This window comes from Flavobacterium sp. PL11 (genome assembly GCF_035985025.1).
Lineage (GTDB): Bacteria > Bacteroidota > Bacteroidia > Flavobacteriales > Flavobacteriaceae > Flavobacterium.
In genome coordinates, this window is sequence record NZ_JAXCIA010000014.1 from 25,760 (window position 1) to 40,255 (window position 14,496).

At 31.9% G+C, this 14,496-nt stretch carries 18 protein-coding genes and 1 tRNA gene; 11 read left to right on the top strand and 8 right to left on the bottom strand.

Going from position 1 to position 14,496, the window contains the following annotated elements:
* Positions 1-2 precede the first annotated feature (2 nt).
* Complete coding sequence (locus RCH18_RS09005; protein ID WP_326936423.1) at positions 3-866, top strand: glycoside hydrolase family 25 protein; 864 nt, start codon at positions 3-5, stop codon at positions 864-866.
* Between the two features lie 20 nt (positions 867-886).
* On the opposite strand, the gene RCH18_RS09010 is transcribed toward RCH18_RS09005, so the two are convergent.
* The 5 genes from RCH18_RS09010 to RCH18_RS09030 all read right to left on the bottom strand — a co-directional run bounded on the left by RCH18_RS09010 (position 887) and on the right by RCH18_RS09030 (position 4,371).
* Positions 887-1,111 (bottom strand): DUF5808 domain-containing protein, encoded by a 225-nt coding sequence (locus RCH18_RS09010; protein WP_326936424.1) that lies wholly within the window; start codon positions 1,109-1,111, stop codon positions 887-889.
* A gap of 61 nt (positions 1,112-1,172) precedes the next feature.
* Entirely contained in the window at positions 1,173-1,913 is a 741-nt protein-coding gene (lptB, locus tag RCH18_RS09015) for an LPS export ABC transporter ATP-binding protein (RefSeq protein WP_326936425.1), read from the bottom strand.
* Positions 1,914-2,247: 334 nt separating this feature from the next.
* The gene (locus tag RCH18_RS09020; protein WP_326936426.1) at positions 2,248-2,598 is read right to left on the bottom strand and encodes a carboxymuconolactone decarboxylase family protein; all 351 of its coding nucleotides are present in this window, start codon (positions 2,596-2,598) and stop codon (positions 2,248-2,250) included.
* Positions 2,591-3,406 carry a twin-arginine translocase subunit TatC gene (gene tatC, locus RCH18_RS09025; protein WP_326936427.1) on the bottom strand — a complete coding sequence of 272 codons (816 nt, stop codon included), beginning with the start codon at positions 3,404-3,406 and terminating at the stop codon, positions 2,591-2,593. The genes RCH18_RS09020 and tatC overlap by 8 nt, the downstream gene beginning before the upstream one ends.
* Positions 3,406-4,371 (bottom strand): KpsF/GutQ family sugar-phosphate isomerase, encoded by a 966-nt coding sequence (locus RCH18_RS09030; RefSeq protein WP_326936428.1) that lies wholly within the window; start codon positions 4,369-4,371, stop codon positions 3,406-3,408. The genes tatC and RCH18_RS09030 overlap by 1 nt, the downstream gene beginning before the upstream one ends.
* A gap of 85 nt (positions 4,372-4,456) precedes the next feature.
* Between RCH18_RS09030 and RCH18_RS09035 the strand changes: the two genes are divergently transcribed.
* On the top strand, positions 4,457-6,652 hold the full coding sequence (locus tag RCH18_RS09035; RefSeq protein WP_326936429.1) for a RecQ family ATP-dependent DNA helicase: 2,196 nt from the start codon (positions 4,457-4,459) through the stop codon (positions 6,650-6,652).
* A 49-nt stretch (positions 6,653-6,701) separates the two neighbouring features.
* On the opposite strand, the gene RCH18_RS09040 is transcribed toward RCH18_RS09035, so the two are convergent.
* Positions 6,702-6,938: a hypothetical protein gene (locus tag RCH18_RS09040; RefSeq protein ID WP_326936430.1), complete on the bottom strand. Its 237-nt coding sequence runs from the start codon at positions 6,936-6,938 to the stop codon at positions 6,702-6,704.
* Positions 6,939-7,028: 90 nt separating this feature from the next.
* Here RCH18_RS09040 and RCH18_RS09045 point away from each other — a divergent pair, with 90 nt between their 5' ends.
* From RCH18_RS09045 to RCH18_RS09055, 3 genes are all read left to right on the top strand, one after another.
* On the top strand, positions 7,029-7,193 hold the full coding sequence (locus RCH18_RS09045; protein WP_326936431.1) for a hypothetical protein: 165 nt from the start codon (positions 7,029-7,031) through the stop codon (positions 7,191-7,193).
* A gap of 83 nt (positions 7,194-7,276) precedes the next feature.
* The gene (locus RCH18_RS09050) at positions 7,277-7,543 is read left to right on the top strand and encodes a type II toxin-antitoxin system RelE family toxin (RefSeq protein ID WP_326936432.1); all 267 of its coding nucleotides are present in this window, start codon (positions 7,277-7,279) and stop codon (positions 7,541-7,543) included.
* Positions 7,544-7,552: 9 nt separating this feature from the next.
* Positions 7,553-9,118 carry an NAD(P)/FAD-dependent oxidoreductase gene (locus tag RCH18_RS09055; protein ID WP_326936433.1) on the top strand — a complete coding sequence of 522 codons (1,566 nt, stop codon included), beginning with the start codon at positions 7,553-7,555 and terminating at the stop codon, positions 9,116-9,118.
* Positions 9,119-9,295: 177 nt separating this feature from the next.
* Here RCH18_RS09055 and msrB read toward each other — a convergent pair whose 3' ends face one another.
* A complete protein-coding gene (gene msrB, locus RCH18_RS09060; RefSeq protein ID WP_326936434.1) occupies positions 9,296-9,859 on the bottom strand; it encodes a peptide-methionine (R)-S-oxide reductase MsrB in 564 nt (187 codons plus the stop codon).
* 565 nt (positions 9,860-10,424) lie between these two features.
* On the opposite strand from msrB, the gene idi reads away from it, so the two are divergent.
* From idi to RCH18_RS09090, 6 genes are all read left to right on the top strand, one after another.
* Positions 10,425-10,976, top strand: a complete 552-nt coding sequence (gene idi / locus RCH18_RS09065) for an isopentenyl-diphosphate Delta-isomerase (protein ID WP_326936435.1) — start codon at positions 10,425-10,427, stop codon at positions 10,974-10,976.
* Between the two features lie 21 nt (positions 10,977-10,997).
* On the top strand, positions 10,998-11,408 hold the full coding sequence (locus RCH18_RS09070; RefSeq protein WP_326936436.1) for a 6-pyruvoyl trahydropterin synthase family protein: 411 nt from the start codon (positions 10,998-11,000) through the stop codon (positions 11,406-11,408).
* Positions 11,408-11,866 (top strand): peroxiredoxin, encoded by a 459-nt coding sequence (locus tag RCH18_RS09075; RefSeq protein ID WP_326936437.1) that lies wholly within the window; start codon positions 11,408-11,410, stop codon positions 11,864-11,866. Before RCH18_RS09070 ends, RCH18_RS09075 begins: the two co-directional genes overlap by 1 nt.
* Positions 11,867-12,001: 135 nt before the next feature.
* The gene (locus tag RCH18_RS09080; protein ID WP_326936438.1) at positions 12,002-12,964 is read left to right on the top strand and encodes a type I phosphomannose isomerase catalytic subunit; all 963 of its coding nucleotides are present in this window, start codon (positions 12,002-12,004) and stop codon (positions 12,962-12,964) included.
* A 132-nt stretch (positions 12,965-13,096) separates the two neighbouring features.
* Complete coding sequence (locus RCH18_RS09085; protein WP_326936439.1) at positions 13,097-13,363, top strand: hypothetical protein; 267 nt, start codon at positions 13,097-13,099, stop codon at positions 13,361-13,363.
* Positions 13,364-13,440: 77 nt separating this feature from the next.
* A tRNA-Thr gene (locus RCH18_RS09090) sits at positions 13,441-13,514 on the top strand.
* 141 nt (positions 13,515-13,655) lie between these two features.
* Here RCH18_RS09090 and RCH18_RS09095 read toward each other — a convergent pair.
* Positions 13,656-14,363 (bottom strand): DUF4369 domain-containing protein, encoded by a 708-nt coding sequence (locus RCH18_RS09095; protein ID WP_326936440.1) that lies wholly within the window; start codon positions 14,361-14,363, stop codon positions 13,656-13,658.
* Between the last annotated feature and the right edge of the window lie 133 nt (positions 14,364-14,496).

The window sequence follows — 14,496 nt, forward strand, 5'->3', positions numbered from 1 at the left end:
GAATGAGAAAAAAAATAGTGAGAAAAAGAAACAGTAATGTTCGAAAGCCTCAAAAAAAGAATTCGTTTTTTGCTGGTAAAATTCTTACATATATAATTTTCTCTTTTTTTATAATCTTAATTATAGCTATTGGATTTCATTACCGAAGCGGATTAGGGTATTATTTTAGTTTTAAATCTGATAAAGTGTCAACAGAAGAGCGAGAAACAAAAAGAATTTCTGATGTTCGTAATTTCCAAGTCTTAAAAAAACATGAAAGTCAAAGTATCGGTATCGATGTTTCTGAATATCAAGGAAAAATTAGCTGGTCATACGTGGATACTATAGAAAATAAGTATCCATTACATTTTGTTTTTATTAGAGCTACAGTAGGTAAAGACCGTCCTGACCGTCAATTTGAACGAAATTGGCTTGGCGCCAAAGAAAATAAAATGATCCGCGGGGCATATCATTATTATCGTCCTAATGAAAATTCGATAGAACAAGCTGAGTTGTTTATTAAAACTGTCAAACTTCAAAAAGGAGATTTACCACCTGTATTAGATATTGAAAAACTACCAAATAATCAGTCTATTGGTAATTTAAGGATTGGGTTAAGACGCTGGCTGGAAACTGTAGAATCTCATTATGGAGTTAGACCAATTATTTATTCAGGGGAGCGTTATTATAATGATTTTCTTAAGGATGATTTTTCGGATTATCTTTTCTGGATTGCCAATTATAATTTTTACCGGGAGCAAATAGAACAAGATTGGCTATTCTGGCAATTTACTGAAAAAGCAACTATTCCTGGAATAAAAGGAAATGTAGATGTCAATATTTACAATGGAGATTTGCAACAACTACAGTTTATAACGGTAGAATAATCGCTTTGAAAACAATTAAATTATTTTAAAGAAATCATTTTATAAACTATAAATAAAAAAATAAACAAAACAGCAACCGAAATGGGATTGGCAAAATTTATTGTAAAGCCCATCCAAGGAATCCTTTTAGGCGGAAAAACGCGTTTATCATCTTTATTATAATAAAAAACGCCTAAAACCCAATTGTTAGGATCTTGATGCCACTGTCTTTTGGTCTCATCTGAAATTTTTTCTTTATTGGACATTTCTGTATATTTTTAATTTAATAAATGCATTATCAAATGATATTAATATGATTTGCTACCATTAAAATTCTAATTTCTTTTTTCTCAACTCAAAATTTTGACCTAAATAAACACGACGCACCATTTCATCTTCTACTAATTCCTCTGGAATTCCCGCTTTTAAGATTCCGCCTTCAAACATTAAATATGTTTTATCAGTGATGGCAAGTGTTTCCTGAACATTGTGATCAGTAATTAAAATTCCAATATTCTTGTTTTTTAACTGAGCTACAATGCGCTGAATATCCTCTACAGCAACAGGATCAACGCCGGCAAAAGGTTCGTCTAATAATATAAATTTTGGATCGGTCGCAAGACATCGCGCAATTTCAGTACGTCGTCGTTCTCCTCCTGATAGTAAATCACCACGATTTGTTCTAATATGTTGCAAGCTAAATTCATCAATTAAGCTTTCCATTTTAGCGACTTGTTCTGCTTTTGAAAGCTTAGTCAATTGCAGTACGCTAAGAATATTGTCCTCTATACTTAACTTTCTAAAAACAGATGCTTCTTGTGCTAAATAACCAATTCCTTGTTGCGCTCTTTTATACATGGGATAATCTGTAATATTTAAATCATCTAGATAAATATTACCAGAATTAGGTTTTACTAAACCCACAATCATATAGAAAGAAGTTGTTTTACCAGCTCCGTTTGGACCCAATAATCCTACGATTTCTCCCTGATTTACTTCTACCGAAATGCCTTTGACAACACTACGTCCTTTATAAGTTTTGACCAGATTTTCAGCTCTTAACTTCATATTTTTTATTTAATGGTTTGAAGGAGTTTATTGTTGAAGGGGTTAATCGATTAATTGTTAAACGTTTAGAAGCATGAGATTAAAATATTGTCATTCACTTACTGATCCTTTTTTAAAAATTGCTCTTATTTTATTTAAAATTAACAGAGTTATAAGTGATAGATTTATCATCAATAAGTTTTTATTACATTGAAAATCGGTAATCAAATTCATTTTTCAATTCTTTAATATTTCCTCCAGTCTTGAAATATGCTATTTTATCAATTTATAACAACTTATTTTAGAAGTCTGAAATCAATCCCGAAACTTCGGGACGTTAATCAAGAATCTGAAATCATTCCCCTTTTTCTTCTAGTGCTTCCCAAAACTCGTATGCTCGACGTAAATGAGGCACGACAATAGTTCCACCCACAAGAGTAGCAATTCCCATAGCTTCCATCATTTCTTCCTTTGTCACACCCTCTTTATAACTTGTTTCAAGGTGGTACTTTACGCAATCATCACAACGCAACACTGCTGAAGCTACTAAACCTAGCAACTCCTTAGTTTTCACGTCTAATGCTCCTGCTGCGTAAGCATTAGTGTCTAAATTAAATATTCTTTTGACGATTTTATTATTGTCTGCCAATAATTTTTCGTTCATTTTACCACGATATTCGTTGAATTCTTCTACTATATTACTCATTTATTTTGTTTTGATTTTTTACTACTATTTTTGAAATTAAAATACTTACTTCATATATTATCATCATAGGAATGGTTACAATAACCTGACTCACAACATCTGGTGGTGTAACAACAGCTGCAACAAGAAGAATGATAATGACTGCATATTTCCAATATTTTCTTAAAAAGGCTGGAGTTACTAATCCTAATTTGGTTAGGAAATAGATAATAATGGGTAATTCAAAAAATAATCCACATGCCAGTACACTTGTTTTTACCATTCCTATATACGAATCTACACTAAATTGATTTTTAATAACAGTACTTATGGTAAATGATGCAAAAAAGTTTACTGACATAGGCACAATTACATAATATCCAAATAACACACCTAGAAAGAAAAGTATAGAAGAAGAAAAAATAAATAACTTAGCATTTTTTTTCTCTGTTTCATATAAAGCTGGACTAATAAATTTCCAAACTTCCCATAGAATAAATGGGAATCCTAGTATAAATCCAGCGGTGATACAAGTCCAAATTAAAACATTAATTTGCCCTTCCATATTGGTGTTTTGAATAATAAAGGGCATCTCTGTCACACAAATATTATCTGCAAATCCTAACTGATGCGATAAATCACAAAAAAAACGATAGGTTATAAAATCAGGGCTCGTAGGTCCAAAAATGATCACGTTAAAAATATAATCACTGATAAAAAACGTGAGTGCAGCTAAAATTAATATAGCTGCTGTGCTTCGAACTAATAACCATCTTAATTCTTCAAGATGATCTAAAAACGACATTTCGTTTAGATTTTTTTTAGCCATTATAGTATTCCTTCTTTTAAAATATCATGTAAGTGAAGTACACCTTTGTACTCACCATTATCTACAACAACTAGTTGAGTGATAGAAAATTGTTCCATTGTATTTAATGCCTCCACGACCAAAACCTCAGATGACGTTACTTTAGGATTTTTTGTCATTATATCTTTAGCAGTTAAATGAGCAAATGTAGTGGTTTCATTCAACATTCGTCTAATGTCACCATCGGTAATGATACCAATTACTTTGTCATTATCAACTACCGCTGTTACACCAAGTCGCTTTTCAGAAATTTCAAAAATAACTTTTTTAATCGCTTCATCTGGGCCAACAGTAGGTTTAAGGGAATTTCCAAGCATGTCTTTCACTTTAAATAAAAGTTTTTTGCCTAAAGCGCCTCCTGGATGAAATACAGCAAAATCGTTCGGTTGAAAATCACGCATTTCCATTAAACAAACGATAAGTGCATCACCCATAACCAGCTGAGCTGTAGTGCTATTTGTTGGAGCTAGATTATTAGGACAAGCCTCAGCATCGACTGTCGTGTTTAACACAATATCAGATCCATTTGCTAAAAAAGAAGCCATATTACCAGTTATAGCAATAAGGCAATTACCAAACCGTTTTAATAAAGGAACCAAAACTTTTATTTCGGGACTGTTGCCACTTTTTGAAATACATATAATAACATCTTCTTTTTGAATCATCCCTAAATCGCCATGAATGGCCTCAGAAGCATGTAAAAAAAGTGATGGCGTTCCCGTAGAATTAAATGAAGCCACGATTTTTTGCGCAATAATAGCGCTTTTCCCTATCCCTGTTACCACTAAACGACCTTTAGAATGATAAATCTTATTAGCAGCTTCAATAAAATTGTGATCTAAAAATTCAGCTAATTTAGCAATAGATTGACTTTCTAGTATGATTGTTTTTTTGGCGCTAGCCAGTATGTTATTTTGTGTAATCAAAACAGAATAATTAAAATTTGTGTGTGTGAAAGAAATTTGTACCTTTAGATGTCGCAAATTTATACAAAATACCACGTAATAAAGAATGAATCCAAACGAAATTGACATACATAAAGAATTAAAAAAGTATTTTGGCTTTAGCCAATTTAAAGGTTTACAAGAACAAGTTATTAAAAGTCTACTCAACCAGCAGAATACTTTTGTAATCATGCCTACAGGTGGTGGAAAATCGCTTTGCTATCAATTACCTGCTTTAATTCAAGAAGGCACTGCAATTGTAGTTTCTCCCCTTATCGCTCTAATGAAAAATCAGGTGGACGCCATTAGAAGTTTATCTTCAGAAAATGGAGTCGCACATGTATTAAATTCTTCTTTGACCAAAACAGAGATTGCTCAGGTTAAAAAAGATATAACTTCGGGACTTACTAAATTACTTTATGTAGCACCGGAATCTTTGACAAAGGAAGAGTATATTAATTTTCTTAAAAATGTCAAAATATCTTTTGTAGCCATTGACGAAGCGCATTGTATTTCAGAGTGGGGTCATGATTTTAGACCTGAATATAGAAATCTTAAGCATATCATAAAACAACTTGGGGATGTTCCTATAATTGGTCTAACCGCTACAGCAACACCAAAAGTTCAGGAGGATATATTAAAAAACCTTGATATGACTGATGCAACCACTTTTAAGGCATCATTTAATAGACCTAATTTATATTACGAAATACGCACAAAAACTAAGAATATTGAATCGGATATTATTCGCTTTATTAAACAAAATAAAGGGAAATCAGGAATCATATATTGCCTTAGCCGCAAAAAAGTAGAAGCAATTGCCGAAGTTCTACAAGTCAACGGCATTAGTGCAGTACCTTATCATGCGGGCTTAGACGCTAAAACTAGAGCTAAACATCAAGATATGTTCCTGATGGAAGACGTGGATGTCGTGGTAGCAACAATTGCTTTTGGGATGGGAATTGATAAACCTGATGTTCGTTTTGTGATTCATCATGATATTCCAAAATCATTAGAAAGTTATTATCAAGAAACCGGGCGCGGTGGGCGAGATGGTGGCGAAGGTCATTGTTTAGCTTATTATTCCTATAAAGATGTCGAGAAATTAGAGAAATTTATGTCTGGTAAACCTGTTGCAGAACAGGAAATTGGATTTGCATTGTTGCAAGAAGTCGTGGCTTACGCCGAAACTTCAATGTCAAGACGTAAATTTTTGCTTCATTATTTCGGAGAAGAATTTGATGACGTTACAGGTGATGGAGCAGATATGGATGACAACATTCGCAATCCAAAAACTAAAATAGAGGCGCAAGAGCAAGTAGTCAAATTACTGCAAGTAGTACGAGATACTAAACATATCTATAAGTCTAAAGAAATTGTTTTTACATTGATAGGACGCGTCAATGCTATGATAAAAGCACATCGAACAGACGTGCAATCATTTTTTGGCTGTGGTGCAAATCACGATGAAAAATATTGGATGGCACTATTAAGACAAGTATTAGTTTCGGGATTTTTATCAAAAGATATTGAAACGTACGGTATTGTGAAAATCACTCAAAAAGGATTAGATTTTATTGCAAATCCGCACTCTTTTATGATGTCTGAAGATCATGAATATAATGAATCCTCAGATGAAGCTATTGTTTCAGCATCAAAATCTTCAGCAGTTGCTGATGAGGTTTTAATGAATATGTTGCGTGATTTACGTAAAAAGGTTGCTAAGAAGGTAGGCGTTCCTCCATTTGTAGTTTTCCAAGACCCTTCACTTGAAGATATGGCTTTAAAATATCCTATTTCGCAAATTGAAATGATCAATATTCACGGCGTTGGAGAAGGTAAGGCCAAGAAATATGGTAAGGAATTTACAGAATTAATTAATCGCTATGTCGATGATAATGATATTATCCGTCCAGATGATTTAGTGGTTAAATCTACTGGCGTCAATTCAGTAAATAAACTCTATATCATTCAAAATATAGATCGGAAATTATCTCTTGTAGATATTGCATCGGCAAAGGGTTTAAATATGGATGCTTTAATCAAAGAGATGGAGCAAATTGTGTATTCAGGAACCAAATTAAATATTAAATATTGGGTTGATGATATGCTTGATGACGATCAACAAGAAGAAATTCATAATTATTTTATGGAATCTGAAACGGACAGTATCGAAAAAGCACTAAAAGAATTTGAAGGTGATTATGATCTTGACGAATTAAGATTAATGAGGATCAAGTTTATAAGTGAAGTTGCGAATTAAACTTAAATTCCAAATTCCAAAAGCTAAAAACCAAAATGGAATTTGGAATTTATCCCTCGTACACTTCGCCACGATGTGGTTTTAAAACATCGCGAACAGCAATCATATTTTCATCAGTTACGACCATAAAAGCAATTGCGTGCATTTCGCTTTGAATTTCAAAACCTGTGATATTCAATGGTACCTTTTCAGTTGTAATATATTCTTTTAAATGAATTTCGTGGTGTTCTGCTGTTTTTGCCGACGCAGGCCCACGGAAATCCCATATTAATTTTATTTTTCTCATCTCACTATTTTGAATGGCGAATTTATAAAATTTATCTAACAGTTGATGTCTGATGTATATATTATATATCTTTGTGTAAAATTATACATTATGAGAAAACTAATTAATTTAGATCAAAAAACTCTCACTAAATTAAAATTTATTTCTGCTTTTGAAAATTTAAGTGTCAATGCATTAATAGAAAATGCGGTTCAAATGTATATTAAAAATCAAGAAATTGATCGTTTCAAAAATTTAACTGACGAGGAAAAATAGGACATTGGACTTTTATTGTTAATGCCAGAATCCGATCGAGACGATAAAGTTTCAGAAGAAGAGATTTTTGCAGTTTTAAAAGCATGACAGTCGAGTATTTGAAAATGTTTCTTAGAGACATTCAAAAAATAAGTGATAATACATTGAAAAAACAACTATTAGAATCGATTAACTTGTTTACAAATGCAGATTCTTTAGCAGAAGTTCCTACTATAAAAAAGTTAAAAGGACATCCAGAAGCGTATCGATTTCGGTTGGGAAAATATAGACTAGGATTTTATTATAATGGAAAAAAAATTGAAATGGAACGTTTTGTAAAAACAAAAAATATTTATAAACTTTTCCCTTAATTTTAATTTATGCCTCAAGAACTTATATTACAAGTTACCCCAGAAATAGCCGCAAACGAAGTATTACTAAAAGAATATTTATCCAAACAAATTAAAGTTTCGGTAGATAAAATTCAACATGTTTCGATCTTAAAACGATCTATTGATGCGCGTCAAAAAACGGTGCGAATCAATTTAAAAGTGCTAATATATCTTAAAGGGGAGCAATTTCAAGAAACTAAATTCCAAATTCCTGATTATAAAAACGTAGCTAATGCCCAAGAAGTGATTGTTGTAGGAGCCGGTCCCGCTGGATTATTTGCTGCTTTACAATTGATAGAATTGGGTTTGAAACCTATAGTTATTGAACGAGGAAAAGAAGTGCGTGGTCGTCGTAGAGATTTGAAGGCTATAAACGTAGACCATATTGTAAATGAGGACTCTAATTATTGTTTTGGTGAAGGTGGCGCAGGAACCTATTCTGATGGTAAACTATACACACGTTCTAAAAAACGAGGCGATGTAACGCGGATTCTGGAATTATTTGTTGCTTTTGGAGCTACTTCGGATATTTTAATCGACGCGCATCCACACATTGGTACAAATAAATTACCACAGATCATTCAGGACATTAGAGAAAAAATTATTGAGTTTGGCGGACAAGTTTTATTTGAAACGCGACTCACAGATATTTTAATAAAAAATAATGAAGTACAAGGCATTGTAACTGAAAAAGGAGATACCATTCTCGCCAATAAATTAATTCTTGCAACTGGACATTCTGCTCGTGATATTTATGAATTATTAGATCGAAAAGAGGTTTTTATAGAAGCTAAACCTTTCGCCTTAGGCGTTAGAGCGGAACATCCACAATCGTTAATTGATAGTATTCAATACAGTTGTGATTATCGTGGTGAACATTTACCTCCGGCACCTTACTCTATTGTCAAGCAAGTCAACGGTCGTGGCATGTATTCGTTTTGTATGTGTCCAGGTGGTGTAATTGCTCCATGCGCAACAAGTCCGGGCGAAGTGGTTACTAATGGCTGGTCGCCGTCTAAAAGAGATCAGGCTACAGCCAATTCTGGAATTGTAATCGAATTAAAATTAGAGGATTTCAAGCCTTTTGCTAAATTTGGCGCTTTAGCAGGAATGGAATTTCAAAAAAGTATCGAGCAAAAAGCGTGGGAATTAGCAGGACAAACTCAAAAAGTTCCAGCGCAACGTATGCTTGATTTTACTCAAAATAGGGTATCATCAGAAATTCCTAAGACATCTTATGTTCCAGGAACAACATCAATAGAAATGGGTCAGGTTTTTCCTGAATATTTAACGCAAATATTACGAGAAGGATTTACAGAATTTGGAAAATCAATGCGGGGTTATTTGACTAACGAAGCTATAATTCATGCTCCCGAATCACGAACCTCTTCTCCTGTGCGAATTCCGAGAGATTTGTATACGTACGAACATTTACAAATTAAAGGTTTGTATCCTTGTGGAGAAGGAGCTGGATACGCTGGCGGAATAATTTCTGCGGCGATTGATGGAGAAAAATGTGCTATAATGATTGCTGAGGCTCTAAAAAAGAGATAATAATCTTACTGTAGAATTTTACAGCGCTTCTAAAAAATCAAATTCTCTTACAAATTAAAATTTAGAAGGTTGAAAATCATATAATTATTCGAATAACGTAATAGAAAGAGCTATCAAATAAAAACCGTCTTGCTATGACTAACAAGACGGTTTCTTCAAATTGAATTTATTAAATTTTTACTTTTTACGATCTGGAATAAAATCTAGTGCGATAGAATTCATACAATATCTTTTACCTGTAGGTTCAGGCCCATCATCAAAAAGATGTCCTAAGTGGCCATCACATCTTCCACAAAGTGCTTCAATTCTTTCCATTCCTAATGAATTATCTTTTTTATAAACAACACTTGTTTTATTCTCCTGCTCGAAAAAACTTGGCCATCCGCAATTACTGGAAAATTTAGCCCCTGAACGAAACAATAGATTTCCACAGGCAGCACAATAGTAAGTTCCTTTATCATCACTATCCCAATATTTACCTGTAAAAGGTCTCTCAGTATCTGCATTTCTTGTTACATCATAAACATCATCTGGAAGTACTTTTTTCCATTCTGCATTAGAAACGTTAAGTTTTGTCGTATCCGTATTAGAGTAATAAGGATTTCCTGGCTTTTCAATTGTGTTTTCCATAGTGATCTTATTTTTTGTGTTATTTTCTTTTTTTGAACTTTGTCCACATGCTGTGAATGCAAAAAATGGAAGCAAAAATAGAAAAGTTAGTATACGTGATTTTGTTTTCATATCAAATATTGTTTGTTTTTGTTAAATCTAATTTTACAATTAAAAATGTAATAATGCAATTGTAAATTTAACTTATTGGTGTTTATACATATTACGGTAATACAAATATAAGGCTGTTTATCATGGATGTACCTCAATTCTATTATACTTTAGTAAGAATTTAAGTAAGGTTTAACAATGGCGATAATAATTGTAATATGATATTATAACTATAAATTCACATGGTAAAGTATTATTTATTTTTTCGCCAAAATTATGATGCATTATACTATGGCACATAATATATTGAAATTGTTACTATTTCATATTTAGCTTTTTAAGATTATATTTTCGGATAAACTAATAATAGATTTAGAAAATAAAACTTTTGATATATTTTTTAAGCAAATTTAGGTACAAATTGTAACTTTTAAATGGATTACTTTTTTAGCTATATTTTGACAGTAATTAATCTTATTTGTACTTAAATAGAATCTATAATTATAGACTTCAACAAGATGAAACAGAAAGTTAAAGCTTCAATTTCAAATAAATTTTTTGTATTTTTGAACAGAAATAAAGTGATATGATAGAAGAAAATGTAATTTTAGTTAATGAAAATGATGAGCAAATTGGGATTATGCCAAAACTTGAAGCCCATCAAAAAGCGGTACTTCACCGTGCTTTTTCTGTCTTTGTTTTAAATAACAAAAATGAAATCATGTTACAGCAACGCGCTGCATTAAAATATCATTCACCTCTATTATGGACAAACACTTGTTGCAGTCATCAACGGGAGGGGGAAACAAACATTCAGGCAGGTAGCAGAAGATTGTTTGAAGAAATGGGTTTTAAAACAGAATTAAAAGAACTTTTTCATTTTATTTATAAAGCACCTTTTGATAATGGTCTTACTGAACATGAATTAGATCACGTGATGATTGGGTATTATAATGGTGAACCTGAAATAAATCCAGAAGAAGTACAGAGCTGGAAATGGTTGAAAATTGAAGATATAAAAAAAGACATGGAACAACAGCCTGATTTATATACGGTATGGTTCAAAATTATATTTGACGAGTTTTATCATTTTTTAGAAGAACATAAAAGTCCTCTTTTACCAGAGGAAGAACTTTAAATATTAAATTCAATTAATTTTATGAGAGTTACAATATCACGAAAAGCGCATTTTAATGCGGCACACAGATTATATAGGAAAGATTGGACTTTTGAACAAAATGACGCTATTTTTGGAAAATGCAACAACCCCAACTTTCACGGACATAATTATGATTTAACAGTTAGCGTAACTGGAGAAATTGATCCAGAAACAGGATACGTAATGGATGTTAAATTTTTAAGCGATATTATCAAAGAAGATGTTGAAAATCAATTTGATCACAAAAACTTAAATTTAGACGTTCCTGATTTTAAAGATTTGAATCCAACTGCTGAAAACATAGTAGTTGTTATTTGGAATAAAATTAGAAAAAGAATCAAACCTGAATTCGATTTAGAGGTTGTTTTGTATGAAACTCCTCGAAATTTTGTAACTTATAAAGGAGAATAATGGAACTAAAAATAGGAGATAAAATTCCAAATTTTATTGCAAAAGATGCGAATGGAAATGACTTTGATAGTCATAACGTTGTTGGACAAAAACCTTTAGTTATTTATTTTTATCCAAAAGATAATACCCCAGGATGTACCACTCAAGCATGTAGTTTTAGAGATCAATATGAAGATTTTAAAGATTTTGGTGCTGAGGTAATAGGTATAAGTAGCGATACTGTTGCTTCTCATCTTAAATTTAGTAAACAGTATAAATTACCGTTTATTCTTTTATCTGATTTTGATAAAAAAATAAGAAAGGCATTTGGAGTGCCAGCAGGAATGTTTGGACTTCTTCCAGGAAGAGTTACTTACGTAACGGACAAAAACGGAGTTATACAAATGATTTTTGATAGTATGTTAGCCGCAAAGCATATTCCTAAAGCGCTAACAGCAATTAAAAAATTAGTATCATAGATTGTTTATTTTGTAGTAAACAATTGTAATAAAATTGATTTATTTTGCTCTTAATTCCATTGGTATAAACGGGAATTAAGAGCATTTTAATTTGAAATAACCATGGAGAAATAGTCCATCCTAAATAATAAAGTTATGAAATTTTATCCTTTACAATTTGAGCCAATATTTAAAGAAAGAATTTGGGGTGGCCAAAAGCTAAAAAGTGTGTTAAATAAAGAAATTCCATCAAAAACAATAGGGGAAAGCTGGGAATTATCAACAGTAAAGGGTGATGTCAGCTTAATTGCTAATGGGGAATGGAAAGGGAAAAATGTAATGGAAGCAATTAATGAATTTCCAAATGAAATCTTGGGAACTTCAGTTTACCTACGTTTTGGGATGGAGTTCCCCTTACTTTTTAAATATCTTGATGCTCGTGAAGATCTTTCTATTCAAGTGCATCCTAACGATGCGTTAGCAAAGCAGAGGCATAAGTCTTTTGGTAAAACTGAGATGTGGTATATCATGCAAGCTGATCCCCATTCGCGTATTATCGTAGGATTTAAAGAAAAATCAAATGCTGATCAGTATTTAGAGAGTCTCAAAAATCAAACGCTTTTATCGATATTAGATGATGTAAAAGCAAAATCAGGTGATGTTTTTTTCTTGGAAACAGGAACAGTTCATGCTATTGGAGCTGGTTTAGTAGTTGCTGAAATTCAACAAACATCTGATATTACTTATCGATTGTATGATTTTGATAGAGTAGATGCTGATGGAAATAAACGAGAATTACATGTAGATTTAGCTCTAGAGGCCATCAATTACAACACCGTAGAAACTAAAAAAGAATATCTAAAAACTTTAAATCAATCTAATAGCGTAGTAGATTGCCCATATTTCACAACTAACTTCATTCCTTTAGACCGAGAAATGGCTGTTGATAAATCAGGAAAGTCATTTACGGTTTATATGTGTATCGAAGGAAACTTTGAAATAACCATTGCCGAAACTAAGTTTAACTATAAAAAAGGAGATACTGTCTTAATGCCTGCCGCTTTGAAAGAATATAGCATAAACGGAAATGCATCAGTATTAGAAATATATATTTCATAGCTAGAGAAAGGGAATTTGTATTTTCATTTGTGCGCACACTTTTTCTTTTGGGTGCTTTGATAGTCGGTAATAGAAAGTTTATATGTACTTTTGCAAACGCAAATTAAAATTAAAATTTTAAAAGAAATAAAAATGGCAAACGTTAAGAATTTAAAAAAGGACATCAACTACGTTTTAGGAGATATTATTGAAGCAGTTTACTTGTATGAAATTTCTACAACAGGAAAACCAACTACAGAAACTAATGCTTTAATTGACGAAGCTATCGCTGCTTTTGATACTTTGATAACCAAAGTAAATGAAAAAAAGGTAGAAGATAAAAAAGCACACTTCAAACAAATCAATGTTGAATTGGAACAAACTGCTAATCAATTGATTGCTAAAATCAACGATTTATAGTCAAAAAAAAGTAAAAAAAGATTGAATTTGTTTTGGTAAACAGAAATTCAATCTTATATTTGCACCCGTAATGAGTCGCCAGCGTAGCTCAGTTGGCTAGAGCAGCTGATTTGTAATCAGCAGGTCGTGGGTTCGAGTCCCTCCGCCGGCTCTTAATAAAACCACTTAACTTTTGTTAAGTGGTTTTTTGTTTATAATCATTTCAAAAAATGGTTTTTTAAATAATTCATCAAATCAAAAAACCACCTTGCCTGCACAAGATGGTTTTTTAATTCTAAAGGCGTTTATTAATTTATTGCGCTTTTACAGTCGAAACATATTTAGTCAATTTCTTGCCATATAAAGATTGTGCTACTTTTGGTGTCATTGCTTTTTGAATGGTGTCCAGATACTTTACGTTAATATCATATATTTCAGATAATGCAATATAGGGCGCAACTTCATAATCCCTGTTGTTTAAAGCAAAATTAGTGGCAAACAAGTATTTCCTTTTAATATTAGCATCTTGCAATAATGTGATACTATCTATTTTCTTTATATTTTGACTTTTTATAACTTTAAATTTTTGTTCAATTAACGTGAGGTTCTTTTCGTTAAAGCTGGAGTTTATCTTTTTGTATTCTTCAAAAATCTCATTGTTTTTAGAGCCTGTTACTTTTGCGTCAGCGATATAATTATCTAAATTTGTTTCGATAGTCATATTTCCAGGCTCTGCAAAAAATGATATATTATTATCAAGTGAGTTGCTTGTGCCACGGTCTAAAGACATATATAACATTTCTGGTGATTTTATATCTAAATTACTTTGAAAGGTTGATGCTCCATCAATTGTTATGGAATCTAAAACGATTAGTGTAGTATCTTCTATGCGCTGTATATACAGTGTTCCTTTTTTTAATCCTTTTATATTTCCTGTAATATTTAGGTTGCCCTTTGATTCGTTTTTATTACAAGCTAGCAATAAGGAGAGAGTAACAAATGCGATAATCGATTTTTTCATGTTAGTTTTAAATTTGTTGTTGATCAAAGCTATTTTTATTTTTGATATGATCATTTGTTCTTCTTAGTTTAAACAAAATCATAACGATTTAATAGCTTTTAATTTTGGCGCAAAATAAAGAAAATTGTTGGAA

Excerpts from the sequence above, each read along its gene's own strand:
- msrB (WP_326936434.1), bottom strand. The coding sequence starts at position 9,859 with ATGAAAACAAAATCACGTATACTAACTTTTCTATTTTTGCTTCCATTT.
- lptB (WP_326936425.1), bottom strand. The coding sequence starts at position 1,913 with ATGAAGTTAAGAGCTGAAAATCTGGTCAAAACTTATAAAGGACGTAGT.
- RCH18_RS09005 (WP_326936423.1), top strand. The coding sequence starts at position 3 with ATGAGAAAAAAAATAGTGAGAAAAAGAAACAGTAATGTTCGAAAGCCT.
- RCH18_RS09075 (WP_326936437.1), top strand. The coding sequence starts at position 11,408 with ATGGAACTAAAAATAGGAGATAAAATTCCAAATTTTATTGCAAAAGAT.
- tatC (WP_326936427.1), bottom strand. The coding sequence starts at position 3,406 with ATGGCTAAAAAAAATCTAAACGAAATGTCGTTTTTAGATCATCTTGAA.
- RCH18_RS09020 (WP_326936426.1), bottom strand. The coding sequence starts at position 2,598 with ATGAGTAATATAGTAGAAGAATTCAACGAATATCGTGGTAAAATGAAC.
- RCH18_RS09040 (WP_326936430.1), bottom strand. The coding sequence starts at position 6,938 with ATGAGAAAAATAAAATTAATATGGGATTTCCGTGGGCCTGCGTCGGCA.
- idi (WP_326936435.1), top strand. The coding sequence starts at position 10,425 with ATGATAGAAGAAAATGTAATTTTAGTTAATGAAAATGATGAGCAAATT.
- RCH18_RS09085 (WP_326936439.1), top strand. The coding sequence starts at position 13,097 with ATGGCAAACGTTAAGAATTTAAAAAAGGACATCAACTACGTTTTAGGA.
- RCH18_RS09045 (WP_326936431.1), top strand. The coding sequence starts at position 7,029 with ATGAGAAAACTAATTAATTTAGATCAAAAAACTCTCACTAAATTAAAA.
- RCH18_RS09055 (WP_326936433.1), top strand. The coding sequence starts at position 7,553 with ATGCCTCAAGAACTTATATTACAAGTTACCCCAGAAATAGCCGCAAAC.
- RCH18_RS09095 (WP_326936440.1), bottom strand. The coding sequence starts at position 14,363 with ATGAAAAAATCGATTATCGCATTTGTTACTCTCTCCTTATTGCTAGCT.
- RCH18_RS09080 (WP_326936438.1), top strand. The coding sequence starts at position 12,002 with ATGAAATTTTATCCTTTACAATTTGAGCCAATATTTAAAGAAAGAATT.
- RCH18_RS09050 (WP_326936432.1), top strand. The coding sequence starts at position 7,277 with ATGACAGTCGAGTATTTGAAAATGTTTCTTAGAGACATTCAAAAAATA.
- RCH18_RS09035 (WP_326936429.1), top strand. The coding sequence starts at position 4,457 with ATGAATCCAAACGAAATTGACATACATAAAGAATTAAAAAAGTATTTT.
- RCH18_RS09070 (WP_326936436.1), top strand. The coding sequence starts at position 10,998 with ATGAGAGTTACAATATCACGAAAAGCGCATTTTAATGCGGCACACAGA.
- RCH18_RS09010 (WP_326936424.1), bottom strand. The coding sequence starts at position 1,111 with ATGTCCAATAAAGAAAAAATTTCAGATGAGACCAAAAGACAGTGGCAT.